Source organism: Spirosoma foliorum, from assembly GCF_014117325.1.
In the GTDB taxonomy this organism is placed as follows: Bacteria; Bacteroidota; Bacteroidia; order Cytophagales; family Spirosomataceae; genus Spirosoma; species Spirosoma foliorum.
On record NZ_CP059732.1, the window covers coordinates 553698 to 566317 of the forward strand.

Genomic DNA, 12620 nt, shown 5'->3' on the forward strand with positions numbered 1-12620 from the left:
TAGTCAGTGATGGTCAGTGCGGGGGCGTCCTCGCGGTAGTCATTCCATAGTTTACCAATGAATGACCTTACCGACAGCGTATGGCAATCAATGACAACTAATTTGTTGGTCAAAAATAAGGTACTCTATGAAACAGCACCTATCTTTTCTGCTGCTATTGCTGGCAATTTTGGGCAATACTATGCCTGTTTTGGCCAATCACGTCCTGATTCCGATGGACGACCGGCAAACCAACCACCTGAAAGCGTATGGTATTGCGTACAAAATCTTAAAAGACGATCAGGACGTTGACTGGCTGCTGAACTATCGGGGCGGCAGTTTTATGATTAAATACACCACTGCCCTCGAAACTGAATGTCGGGTTCGGGGTGTCTCGTTTGAGACAATTTCGGATGGGCAAGCTGCTTCTATTCGCCAGCAACTATCCGACCCTGATGTGAATATGAATGTGGTGACGCTTCAGAAAGCGGCCAAAATCATTGTGTATTCGCCCATTAAAGTGAGTCCGGCTGAGTTCGAAAATACCGATGCTGTGCTCTTGGTGCTCACCTACGCCGAAATCCCGTATGAAGTCGTTTACGACGAAGAAATTCTCAAAGGTGATCTGGCAAAATATGACTGGCTGCATTTACACCACGAGGATTTTACAGGGCAGTATGGCCGAAACATGCATCGGCAGACCTTAGCCGATATTAAAGCTCAGGAAGACATTGCCCGTAAATATGGTTATGCGAAAGTATCGCAGATGAAGCTGGCTGTTGCCAAAGCTATTAAAGCATTTTGTGCGGGCGGAGGCTATTTGTTTGCCATGTGCTCAGCTGCCGAAACACTCGATATTGCTCTGGCGGCCGATGGCGTCGATATTGTCGGGAGCAGCTACGATGGCGACGATATGGACCCCAATGCTCAACAGAAGCTTGATTTTACCAAGACGTTTGCCTTTGGCAATTTCACGCTCGAATCGGACAATGGCTACCGGGGTTTCTCGACATTTTCGGATATTAACTCTGCCGGTGGTCGTGGTTTCGATCAACCGCAGGGCTTCTTTGAGCTATTTAATTTTTCGGCCAAGTGGGATGTCATTCCGGCCATGCTGACGCAGAACCACGAGTCGATTATCAAGGAATTTTTTGGCCAGACAACGGCCTTTCGGAAGGGGGCTGTGAAGCCGAGTAGCTTAGTGATGGGCGAAAGTAAATCCTCTGACCGTTACCTCTACGGCGAAGTGGGCAAGGGCCAATGGACGTTTTATGGTGGTCATGATCCAGAAGGATTGCGTGGAGGGGGCGGTTTCCGCAATCCCACCGATTTGAATCTACACCCGCACTCGCCCGGTTACCGGCTTATCTTGAATAACGTGTTATTTCCTTCGGCTCGGAAAAAGAAGCGCAAGACGTAGAAAGGATGGCGCGAACGTCTACGTTCGTGCTATCAAATCAGAGCTTCCTCCACTGTAGCAGGTAAACAAACGTATCGCCTTTCATCTTAAAAGTAACGAGTTGCCAACCCTGGCGAACCATAAAGTTCAGAGCATCAATGCTGGAATTGAACGTAATGACTTGCTTATCGGGACCTGCTATTTTCGGGCGGGAAAGGCCATTATCAACAAAACGCTGTCCGTAATCAATCAGGACACGTGCTCTGGACAAGCCACTGGCATTGGTACAAAATAATTGGCAGAAGGGCGTGTTGGTCGTATCAATGGCCACGCCATCAACGTATACCTGGGCAAAACTCGTGTTGGCTAAGAACAAACTTAAACAGAGAACGAAGAGTAGTTTCATGATTGAGTATAGATAGGAAATTAGCGTATTCAGAACCTGAAAGTCCTAATTTTAAGCCCTGTTTTATAAATAACCCCGGCCATAATTAGCATAGGTGATAGCCCAATCTTTGTTATTTAATCGGTTTATATACAAGTATTTGTAGCCATCTCTTAGTTGGAAATGGGCGCAACCATTGGTCGTTTTAAGAACTATTTCATCAGTTGGTCTCGCTTTTACTTTTAAACGCCCAGCTAACCCATTGGTTGAAGTTTCGAATTGTTTCTGTGCTATAAGATTGCCGTTGACCAGAACTGATATCGGTTCGTCAAAGTCATATTCAAACACGAACACTCGTGCTGAATCGGGACTGTATGGTTCAACGCTATGAGACCGCTCATTAACATCTACAGTTTCTGAAACAGACCGACATCCCGATTGAATACTCTGTTCACAACCCAGTAGACCAACTAGGCCGAGGCAACTAAATAGAAAGTGTCTCATCATTTTTACTTTGTATGATGAGACCCATTAACTAATCGGAACGTTGGAACGGATCGGTATATCGGAGTGCCACTCCATTGAGCGGTAAGACTAAGTTTATCACAGGACCATTAGTCGCTAAGGCGACTGCACCGGAGTGGTACTCCGGTGTACCGCCACTTTAACAGTGCCCGATTATTTCGTTGCGATGTAAAAGAAGTCCAGGCTTCCGGCCGGGTTATTACTGACGAGATAATCCGTGTAATTGATTTGAGCCGCCAGCCCATCAGCTTGCAGGAGCCGATTGCGGTTCAGACGATTCATTAAATCATAAGGAACCTGGAGCAGTCGGCGAGGGAGACGGTATTGCAGGTTAAAAATGTCGAATCGAGTCAGTTTTTTGACCGATTCTTTGTTCTGCTCGTAATAGGTCATCACTTTGTCGTTACCGTGAATTCCCCGCGTTTCAATTTTGGGGAAGTATTTCGTGATTAACGACTTTAATCCGTCTGCATAATACTCCCGAACGTGCCAGGGGTTTCGGGTAAGCGAGAAGGTTTTATTGACCGTTGTCAGCAACAGCTTACCGCCCGGTTTCAGTACGCGATAGGCTTCTTTGATAAACAGATCATCGTTTTCAATATGTTCAATAACCTGAAACGTTACGATGTAATCGAACGTATTGTCAGCAAGTGTGCTGAGTGGGGGAATGTTGGCAGCTATGAACGTTGAGGCAGGATATTCGGCCTGAAGTGCCTTAATCAACTCCTCGTTCTTATCGATACCTGTATAATGTTTAGCGGCTTTAGTCAGTAGTTCTAACCCACGGCCCCAGCCGCAACCAATTTCGAGTACATTTCCGCTGACCATTTCGGCTGCTTCAACGTAGGGAAATAGCAGACGTTGGTGGACTGGGTTATCGGATGCGATTTCGGCTGAGGTAATTTCTGTGGTCTTATACATAGCTAGTTCGGGACGTTTGCTGTAGACTATAGCTAACTAGTTAACGTCTTTGTTGCAATTGAATCTGTAAAATTACTCTTTTGTAGAAGCAAAGAAAAATGAAGCGGTTTCATAAGTCGAACCGGCCTGTTTTTTCGTTATCAATAAACTAGTTCATATTAGACCTATAAAGGGTTAAAAACCGTTTCGCTTCGGCGGCTCAAGGGTGGTCTGGCTTATAGGTTTTAGATTGCATCGTTGTTTATGCGCATTCTGTCTGCTTTACTCATTATTTCTATTCTGTCGGCCTGCTCAAGCGCTAAAAAAACGCAGCAGGCGCGTGTCAATGAGGCTTATGACGCCCGTACCGAAGCACAGCGTAATCAGCCCAGTCGTCCAAGCACTCCTCGCGCCAACGATGGGCAGCGTACGGCCACCGCTACGCCAACCGATTCACGTCCGGCTACAACTCAGGCGCCAGCACCCGTTAAAACGAATGATGCACCTGCTATTGGTACAGGTCCTGCCATGTCGACCAAAGGGGGAGAGTGGGTCGTTACTTCGATCAAAGGGAAGTTTTTAGCCATTGATACGTCGAATGTACGGGTGTACATGGATTTAACGGCCAAAACGCCAACCGGCGACGCAATCCTGAATCCAGCCGATTTTGTGGAACATTTCCTGATTGCTTATGTCATGTACCCAGACTACAACAATCGCGAACGGCTGGGCTATGGAACGGTTCCATTAACTACGCAGAACGTAGGCCATGATGGCGATCATCTGACGTTGACATTCGATATCAAACGCCCTAAAGGCGCTACGAACGCTGTTTTGTTGACTGAAATTACTGAAACGAACAGTGGTACCAAAGCTCGAAATGACCTGTCATTGCGATTCACTGCCCCTAAATTGAGTGATCGGTTTACGTTATTTAACAAGAGCAACAAACAACCACAACTGCGCAATTATGTGAACGTCGGCGATACCGTTGTTATTCGTGATGTAAGTGGAACAAGTAAAACCCTGTTTGGAGTCCGTTATCGACATGATTTCGAAGCGGCTTCGTCACCTATGAATACTTCGCCCCGTTCAGGTGCCAAATCGCTGACGATCGATTCGACGCTGAGCATTACCACAAATCAGCCGTTTGTGTTGCCCCAGGAAGGACTTTACTATTTTGTGGAAGACACAACCGACGCAGCGGGCATTGGGTTGGTTGTAGCTGATAAACGGTTTCCTAAATTGACCCGACCTGCCAAACTCATCAAGCCTGTGCTATACATGAGCACCAGCAGCGAGATTGGCGAATTGAACCAGGCACAAGACACAAAGAAAGCCTTTGACCGGTATTGGCTGAGCATGATGTCAGGAAATGAAGATGTAGCCAGAAAAACACTCAAAGCTTATTTTGATCGGGTGGAAGAAGCCAATCGATTGTTTACGACCTACAAAGAGGGTTGGAAAACCGATAAAGGCATGATTTACATTGTGCTGGGGGCGCCTGATCGTGTACAGCGGAACCGAGAGCGCGAAGTGTGGGTTTATAATCGCCGGGCTAATGTCTCGGAGGTTAATTTTACATTCACAAAGAAACCGAATCAATTTGTCGAGGACCATTACGAGCTGGTGCGTTACATTGAGTATCAGCCAATTTGGTATCCGATTGTCGAAGCATGGAGAACCGGCGCAATCCGCGAGTAAATCGCCCCAAGCATAAAACGAACAATTCCCGTCCGCAATTTCGTCCTGAACCCGACGAGATGGTGTTTGGTATTCAGTCTGTTATCGAGACCCTAAAGTCCGATCAGCAGATTGATAAGCTGTATATGGATAAGGAGTTGAGTAACCCCGATATCCAGAATCTAGCTTTTCAGAAACGGGTTACCATTCAGCGGGTACCTGCCGAACGCCTAGATCGATTCACCCGGAAAAACCACCAGGGCGTTGTTTGTCTGATTGCTCAGGTACAATATGTCAAGCTTTCAAACGTGATTGCCGATGTATATGAGCGCGGAGAGCAGCCATTTTTCCTACTACTTGACCGGATTACTGACGTTCGAAACTTCGGCGCAATTGCCCGTACGGCTGAATGTACAGGTATTCAGTGTATCGTGATACCCGGCCGGGGTGCTGCCGCAATCAATTCCGATGCCATGAAAACATCGTCGGGTGCACTGAACCATATTTCGGTTTGCCGCGAACCTGATCTGACCGAGACCGTGAAATATTTGCAAGAGTCAGGTGTTACAGTAGTAGCCTGTACCGAAAAATCGAGCCGTGATCTTTACGAACGAAGCACCGATCTTACCGGGCCGCTCGCCATTATCATGGGTTCGGAAGAGGACGGTATTTCACCTGAATTGCTACGGATGGTCGACACCCACGTCAAGATTCCACTATTAGGGTCAGTTGGCTCACTGAACGTATCCGTGGCTACCGGCGTGGTGCTTTACGAAGCGGTGCGTCAACGAAGTATAGCCATTGAAGCTGCCTAGTAACAGCTAATTTATAGTGGAAAAGCGGCCTTATAAAGCCGCTTTTTTTAATATACCCCGTTCGACGCTGTCATTTATGAGTTGCTCGGCGTATTGCCAGATGGTAGCTGACCCATAGTTAATGACCTTCTTTTTTTCGTAAACTTTAGCATAATCTACGCCAAATTCCTGCCAGGTTCCCCCATTGTTAGAGGCATTTTGAAGTAAAGGCTCTAATCGGTCCATCGATCTGGCAAACTTCGCTTCATCGGTTTGACTGGCCTCAAACTCCTCCCAGATCGCGATAAATTCGGCGGCTTGTTCGGCAGGTAACAGGCCAAAAATGCGTTCGGCAGCTAGTCGTTCCTCGTTTGTATTTGTATGGTTCTTTTGAGAATCGTAGATAAACGTATCGCCAGCGTCGATCTCAACAATATCGTGAATCAAGAGCATTTTTAACACTTTCAATAGATCGACGGGGACATTTGCGTGTTGAACCAGCACTATAGCCATCATCGCCAGATGCCAGCTATGCTCAGCGTCATTTTCGTTTCGGTCGCTGTTGAAAAGCTTTGTCTTTCGTTGAATGTATTTGATCTTGTCGATCTCTTTGATAAACTCAATTTGCTTTACTAACTGATCTGGTTGCATTGTAAACGAATTGAAAGTTTCCCTAAGTCAGATTTATGAAATAACTTCAAGCTATATAAAGTTAACCGCTCTTTGCATAAAAAAAGTCCCAACCTTCGATCTGTTAGGTTGGGACTTTTTTATGAGTGATATATAGAAACTCCAGTTTTACCAATCGCCTTGATTTAGGGAAGCTTTTCTCGAAGGATTTGCAAGATGAGTTGCTGGCCTGTTTTAACGTCACTTAATTCCTGTTGAAACTGATCGAACCGTTGATTGATATTGACCGTTAATTCTGCTAATAACTGTACCGGATCTGCTAGTAACGGCTCAATTTGATCAAGTTCCTTGTCGGGTCTCATGGAAGCAAATATAAGTAAAATGTTGACTTATAGAGACACTGGAGGGGATGATACTTTAGAATAAATTCAAGTTACGAGATAGTCCCATAGGGACTTAATGTTTGTAGAAAATGGTGATTGGGGGTAGGTTTTGGTCGCGTAGCGATCTAACTGTGCTTTTGTCTGATCGCTACGCGACCAAAACCTACCCCCGATCACCATTTTCTACAAATATCTGATCGCTAACGCGACCACTTTTGTATCTCTCAACTTGAATTAGAATAAAATAAATTACCTGTTTATACAAAAAGGCCATTCCCGTATGGAAATGGCCTTTTTGATTTATTAGAATCCAACTGTGAAACAACTTAGGCTGTTTTCTTCGTCGTTTTCTTGGTCGTGGTTGTTTTCGTTTTCTTGGTGGTTGTCTTTGTTGGACTATCGTCGAGCGAATTAATCCAGGTAGCCAGTTTTACCGCGTCTTCCTTAGGCACCTGTGTCATTGGAGCCATTGGAGGGTAACCTGGCCAGTGCGATGGATTGGGTGTATAAATCAACTTCACAATTTCATCGACAGAGTATTTTTTCTTGGCTACATCAGCATACGCTGGTCCAACCAGACGCTGATTAGGGCGGTGGCAGGCGATACAGGTGTACTTTTGCATCAGGGCATTCATATCTGCCGGAATATCGGCTGGTGCCTGAGCGTTAGCGTCGAAAGAGGCAACGGCGAGCGCAGCCGAAGCGATAAGAATGCCAAACGTTTTTTTCATGAGAATCGGGTAAACAATAAATGGACGAATTGATTGATAATCGGCCTATAGGTCAGTCTCGCAAAAATAGATGGTTTCAGATGATAACCCAATTTTGACTGCGCTTTTTCCTATTAAACCAAACATTAGACAACTATTGTTTTAAAACGTTTAAACTTTGCGAAAACAAAACCTATGCAACCGCTCGACCGCTTTTCTGGCCACGCCAATCTATACGCTCAATATCGAATCGACTATCCCGCTGAATTATATGATTTTGTGCTCTCATTTGTCGAAAACCGCCAAAAAGCCTGGGATTGCGCCACTGGAAACGGGCAGGTCGCGGGGGCATTAGCCGCTATTTTTGATCAGGTAGAAGCTACCGATATTAGCGAAACGCAACTCATTCTGGCAGTTAAAAAGCCGAATATTAACTACCAGTTAAGCTCTGCCGAACAAACCCCCTTTGCTAACCAAACTTTCGACCTGATTACCGTAGCCCAGGCACTTCACTGGTTCGACATCAGTGCGTTTCATCAGGAGGTTCGCCGAGTAGCAAAACCTGGCGCTGTGATCGCTGAGTGGGGCTATGGCTTGGTACTGCTCGGATCGGATCTCGATCCTATTTTGCTGGATTTCTACCGAAACCGGATTGGACCATACTGGGACCCACAACGGAAATACATCGATAATGCCTACGCTACTTTGCCGTTCCCTTTTGCCGATGCACAACGAGCCGAATTTACGGCCCGACACGCTTGGTCGTTGGATCGATTTCTGAACTACCTACGTACCTGGTCGGCAGTGCGGCAATACATTCACGAAAATGAAGAAGACCCCGTCAATTGGTTAGGCGAGGTGCTAAAGCCAATTTGGGGTGATGCCGAGCGTGAGCTTCAGTTTCCCATTTTCTTACGGGTAGGGCGGGTGTGAAGAAGCTATTTGCTGCCTTATCGTTTAGAAGTTTATTATGTAGTTATAGGTAGTCGATTTAACCTTGCACATCAAAATGAAATATTTATCGGTAAAGCCCGTCACCCTGAATTGGCTTGCGCTGACATCATTTAATTTACCAATGGCATATAACAACCCTGATTCTGAAATGACATAACTTAATTTGAAAACAGAATCAAATTGGTGTTTGGTAAACTCGTTATCCTGGGTCGACATCTCGATTCGCTCAACGCAGGTAAACGACGTTTTTGCTTTCAGTTTATTTCGGAACTCATCTGCATTTAGCGCACTTGTTGTATAAGCTATACCCTGGCCGGCCATTTCAGCAGCTCTACTGACTATAACTAAATACAATGCGGAAATAGAGTCAAGTTGCGTCACATGTACGAGATTCCCTCCGCTCATGGCACACTGCATTTTTAATTTACGGAACGTCCTTTTCTTAATGGCGCTCATATTATTCAAAATTGCTCCCGTAATGCCACCTAATACGGCTGTACCTGCAAATCCTCTTGCTTGCGCACTTACAGAACCAACCTGCCGAAAACTCCTTACTTCTTTGGCTGATCGAGTAATCGAGACGTTTTCCCAATCATCTGGACCTATTACTTGTTTATACGCAGGCGGCACAGAAAACATCTGAATTTCTCCTGACAGATAGACTATTTTCTGTACGGTATTTTTATTGATGCTATTTATTACTTCTTCGGTTGGATAAATAAATCGTATAGTGTCTGATTTTACATCAAGCACCATACAGGCAATCTTTTTTTTCACCAGCATAAATCGTATCGGTTTGTGCAAAACTACAATAGGAGAAAAGTAATAGAAATAGCGTAAAGAGAGGTTTCATAAACTACAGTGTGTAACAAAAAAGTGAGGATAGCTACCAATTAGAAACGCAACGTTTCACTGTTCGGTAAGACAGACTGATATGGAGTTTTAACAGGAAAATCCAGTTTACTGGTAAATCCCCAACCGTACACAACTGCCCATATCTGGTTGTAATTGCCCACCCGCATCATAACTCAATAATCCGGCTTGAGCCTGGTAATCTGCAGGCAGGCTTATAGCGTGTCGTAACCGAACCGCATCGGCACTGGTTGGGATTTGACTAGTCGACCATACTGCGGGATCGTCCCAACCGCCTGGCTTTACAGAATAAATTACGTCCAGATTACTCTGGCTAATAGTAATAGTAGCTATCGATGAACAGCCGTTAACGGCTGTAGCTGTCACTGCATAGACTCCGGCTGTATTGATTGTAATAGTTGGACTTGTCTCGCCTGTCGACCAGGAGAGAGTAGAAGCAGATGATGTAGCTGTTAAGGTAAGGCTAGTCTGAGAAGGCGTAAGTATTGCCTCACCTGCGTCAATACTTACCGTTGGTCTAGGGTTGACAGTGACGTTGATCGTTGCTCTGGGACCTTCACACCCATTGATCGTTTGACTGACGTAATAACTAAACGTACCGGGAGTCAACGTTGGTGGAACAGGGGCTGTCGCCGAGGCAGTTCCCCCGCTGGCCGAAGCACCATACCAATTCAAAATTCCTCCTGCGTTCTTTGTAGCTGTTAAAGGAGAAGCCGGGCTTCCCTGGCAATAAGTGACGGAACTAACTGATGGAGCAATAGGGAGTGCGTTAACTATGACCGAAATTGATGCTCTTGGCCCCTCACAACCATTAAGTGTTTGACTGACGTAGTAGTTAATAGAGCCCGCTTGTGACGTTGGTGGAATAGGGGCTACTGACGAAGCGGTTCCTCCTATTGGCGTATTATACCAATTGAGCGTTCCTCCACTGCTTGCAATAACAGATAAAGCTGGAGCTATGCTGCCTTGGCATAAAGATATACCCCCAATAGTAAGAGGAGCTACAGGAATGGGTTTAACCGTCACACTAATAGATGCTCTAGGGCCTTCACAACCATTAACAGTTTGGCTGACATAGTAATTGGTTAGGCCTACAATTGAAGTTGATGGAATCATTAGTGACGAACTAGTTGCTCCTCCAGTGGCATTAGTACCATACCAGTTTAAGGTCCCACCAGCACTAGCTGTAGCTGACAGAGGTGAAGAAGTTGCCCATTGGCAATAAGAGACAGCACTGTTAACCGTAGGGGCTATTGGAACTGAATTCACCGTGACCAAACTGGTACTGATATAACTCGTGGATGATGGTGTGTAGAGGGTAAGTCTGATTGTATAATTTCCCGATGCCTGGGTGCTGGCAATCGGGATACTTATAGTTAGATTATTTCCTCCGGATATAGTTTGCAGTTGTTTCGGCACCCCAATATCTGTTGAATTTGCATTGTAGAGATAAGCATAAAGTGTTCCTAATTGAAGACTGTTATACGTAACAGTGACAGTAGAACCCGCGCAGGCCGAGGTTGGGGTAACAGAGGTGATGGTAATTTGAGCCTCTACTAGTTGACAATAGATTAACAATCCGGTCAATAGTACAAACAAGCGTACAGGTAAGGTCATGCAGGAAGGAATTCGTGAAGGTGGATAGCTGAGTGGATGAATCAACGTTTCAAACGTAAAAGTAGAACGGAGTCTACTTTTACGCAAGCTCCCAAATTACCCGCACCACCTTTCCGCGCACGCCAATTGTCTGGAAAAATTCCAGCCAGTGTAATTGTTGTGGACCAAGGTGATCGGTGGGCGATTTGACCTCCACAAAGTCATAGTTACCCTGCTCATTCCAGATGAGGAGATCAGGAAAACCGCGTGTATGCTCGCGGACATTGCGTGCCATCTCGAGTAAAATCAGGCGAAGCTGTTCCACGCTTAATAGCTCAATCATACGCTGCACGAGCGTGATCAATTCATCCGACCAGTCGACCAATACGTTGGTGATGCCGTATTTAGCGTTGAACATCCGACCCGTATGGCGTCGCCAGTCGTCTTTCGTTTCGAGTTCAGAAAGGCGTTTTTTTAAGAGGTCTTCGCGTTTTAGATAAAAATCAGGTAAGTAAAAATCAGATGGTGCCCGTTGTAATGGGTGATGAATGGCCGATACGTTGGCGTCGTAAATGATGTCCCAGAAAACCAGCCCAAACAGACCACGCCAGGGATAGTTTTCAGTAAAAGCCGCGTCGAAATCCTGCTCCAGATAATAATTCATGACACCCGCTTCGACATGATGACGGTAAGCGGCCGGAATATTGACACTTTCGGCATCCGACAAAAAGCGCGTGGTGGCTTTACGAGTCCGTTTTTTCTCGCTCAAACCCAGGATTTTCTCGCGAAAATCGTTGGCAAAGTAACGCTCTTCGGCATTCAGTGGGTTTACCGCAATTTCATCACAGAGGGCAAGTGCTTCGTCGATTGCTCCGTTTCGGAATAACAACCGAACCCGGCGTTCACGAGCCGGAACCCGGTCGGAGAGCTCGTAAACGGATAAGGCTTGTTCTGGCAATTTCTGCCGCTCCAGATAAGCTCCAACTCGACAAACGAGCTTCTGATAACCCGGAATCGCAATTTCGGTGAGTTCGGGGCGGGTTTCGTTCCAGTTCAGAAACCAATTATAAATATCGTCGGCGGGTGTTTCAGCTTCTTTAAGTTCGTAAAATTCCTCGTTCGTGAGCGATATCAGGAGTTTATCTTCCACCTCTTTCCGAGTACGGAATCGGGCCGTTAGCTTGCTTTCGTCGTATCGTTCGAAGTTCACCATGCCCAGATCGCGAATGACGAATTCGGTCATACTACTGCCCCGATTGCCGAAAAACAGGTATTTGACCATCATGCCTTCAGCCTCGAAATTCATCTTGACGACCGTCTCGCGCGTGGTCAGGCTCGTAACAATCTCGCCAAAATCAAGTTCGTTTAATGCATACCGTACAACACCTTCTTTCTTCTCTTTGGCAAGAGCTTTGGTCTCTTCGGGTTCTAGAGGTAGCAGGTCGAGGAGTTCGGGTTTCGTAAAAACACTGAGTGCATCTTCGCCCATAGTAGTATGGCTAGCAGATAAGCGCTCAATGAATCCGGCGCTGAGAAGTTCGCCAACAGCTGTCGGTAAGTCACTTATTTCGGTATACTGTAGTTTTTGAGTGCGGAAAAAGAGTCCTTTGCGATTGCTAAAACGAACGTACAGGCACTGTGCATCGAGGCTCAACTCCTCGAATCGGCGCACAAAATCCCATTCGGCCTCGTTTAGTAGACCGCCGTAGAGTCGTTTGACAAAGTCCAGCACATAGCGGAAATTGTCGAGGTAATAACGAGGGGTAAGAATAATTTTCTGTCGTCCAACCATACTAACAAGTAACAAAA

The 12620-nt window shown here is 45.9% G+C and carries 12 protein-coding genes; 4 read left to right on the forward strand and 8 right to left on the reverse strand.

Features of this window, described 5'->3' with window-relative positions; translation table 11 throughout:
• Positions 1-127: 127 nt before the first annotated feature.
• A complete protein-coding gene (locus H3H32_RS02355; RefSeq protein WP_182461078.1) occupies positions 128-1399 on the forward strand; it encodes an asparagine synthetase B in 1272 nt (423 codons plus the stop codon).
• 37 nt (positions 1400-1436) lie between these two features.
• On the opposite strand, the gene H3H32_RS02360 is transcribed toward H3H32_RS02355, so the two are convergent.
• Together H3H32_RS02360 and H3H32_RS02365 are read right to left on the reverse strand one after the other, a co-directional pair.
• Complete coding sequence (locus H3H32_RS02360) at positions 1437-1784, reverse strand: hypothetical protein (protein WP_182461079.1); 348 nt, start codon at positions 1782-1784, stop codon at positions 1437-1439.
• A gap of 657 nt (positions 1785-2441) precedes the next feature.
• Positions 2442-3209, reverse strand: coding sequence for a class I SAM-dependent methyltransferase (locus H3H32_RS02365; RefSeq protein WP_182461080.1), 768 nt, complete (start codon positions 3207-3209; stop codon positions 2442-2444).
• Between the two features lie 243 nt (positions 3210-3452).
• Between H3H32_RS02365 and H3H32_RS02370 the strand changes: the two genes are divergently transcribed.
• Together H3H32_RS02370 and rlmB are read left to right on the forward strand one after the other, a co-directional pair.
• Positions 3453-4892 (forward strand): GWxTD domain-containing protein, encoded by a 1440-nt coding sequence (locus tag H3H32_RS02370; RefSeq protein WP_182461081.1) that lies wholly within the window; start codon positions 3453-3455, stop codon positions 4890-4892.
• Entirely contained in the window at positions 4865-5686 is an 822-nt protein-coding gene (gene rlmB, locus H3H32_RS02375; protein WP_182461082.1) for a 23S rRNA (guanosine(2251)-2'-O)-methyltransferase RlmB, read from the forward strand. Before H3H32_RS02370 ends, rlmB begins: the two co-directional genes overlap by 28 nt.
• 30 nt (positions 5687-5716) lie before the next feature.
• Here the strand turns inward: rlmB and H3H32_RS02380 are convergent, their stop codons facing one another.
• The 3 genes from H3H32_RS02380 to H3H32_RS02390 all read right to left on the reverse strand — a co-directional run bounded on the left by H3H32_RS02380 (position 5717) and on the right by H3H32_RS02390 (position 7409).
• Complete coding sequence (locus H3H32_RS02380; RefSeq protein WP_182461083.1) at positions 5717-6316, reverse strand: HD domain-containing protein; 600 nt, start codon at positions 6314-6316, stop codon at positions 5717-5719.
• 164 nt (positions 6317-6480) lie between these two features.
• The gene (locus H3H32_RS02385; RefSeq protein ID WP_182461084.1) at positions 6481-6657 is read right to left on the reverse strand and encodes a hypothetical protein; all 177 of its coding nucleotides are present in this window, start codon (positions 6655-6657) and stop codon (positions 6481-6483) included.
• Between the two features lie 347 nt (positions 6658-7004).
• Positions 7005-7409: a c-type cytochrome gene (locus H3H32_RS02390; protein ID WP_182461085.1), complete on the reverse strand. Its 405-nt coding sequence runs from the start codon at positions 7407-7409 to the stop codon at positions 7005-7007.
• A gap of 174 nt (positions 7410-7583) precedes the next feature.
• Here H3H32_RS02390 and H3H32_RS02395 point away from each other — a divergent pair, with 174 nt between their 5' ends.
• On the forward strand, positions 7584-8321 hold the full coding sequence (locus tag H3H32_RS02395; RefSeq protein ID WP_182461086.1) for a class I SAM-dependent methyltransferase: 738 nt from the start codon (positions 7584-7586) through the stop codon (positions 8319-8321).
• 24 nt (positions 8322-8345) lie between these two features.
• On the opposite strand, the gene H3H32_RS02400 is transcribed toward H3H32_RS02395, so the two are convergent.
• The 3 genes from H3H32_RS02400 to H3H32_RS02410 all read right to left on the reverse strand — a co-directional run bounded on the left by H3H32_RS02400 (position 8346) and on the right by H3H32_RS02410 (position 12603).
• The gene (locus H3H32_RS02400) at positions 8346-9125 is read right to left on the reverse strand and encodes a hypothetical protein (RefSeq protein WP_182461087.1); all 780 of its coding nucleotides are present in this window, start codon (positions 9123-9125) and stop codon (positions 8346-8348) included.
• A gap of 177 nt (positions 9126-9302) precedes the next feature.
• Positions 9303-10832: an immunoglobulin domain-containing protein gene (locus H3H32_RS02405; RefSeq protein ID WP_182461088.1), complete on the reverse strand. Its 1530-nt coding sequence runs from the start codon at positions 10830-10832 to the stop codon at positions 9303-9305.
• A 79-nt stretch (positions 10833-10911) separates the two neighbouring features.
• On the reverse strand, positions 10912-12603 hold the full coding sequence (locus tag H3H32_RS02410; RefSeq protein WP_182461089.1) for a VRR-NUC domain-containing protein: 1692 nt from the start codon (positions 12601-12603) through the stop codon (positions 10912-10914).
• Positions 12604-12620 lie beyond the last annotated feature (17 nt).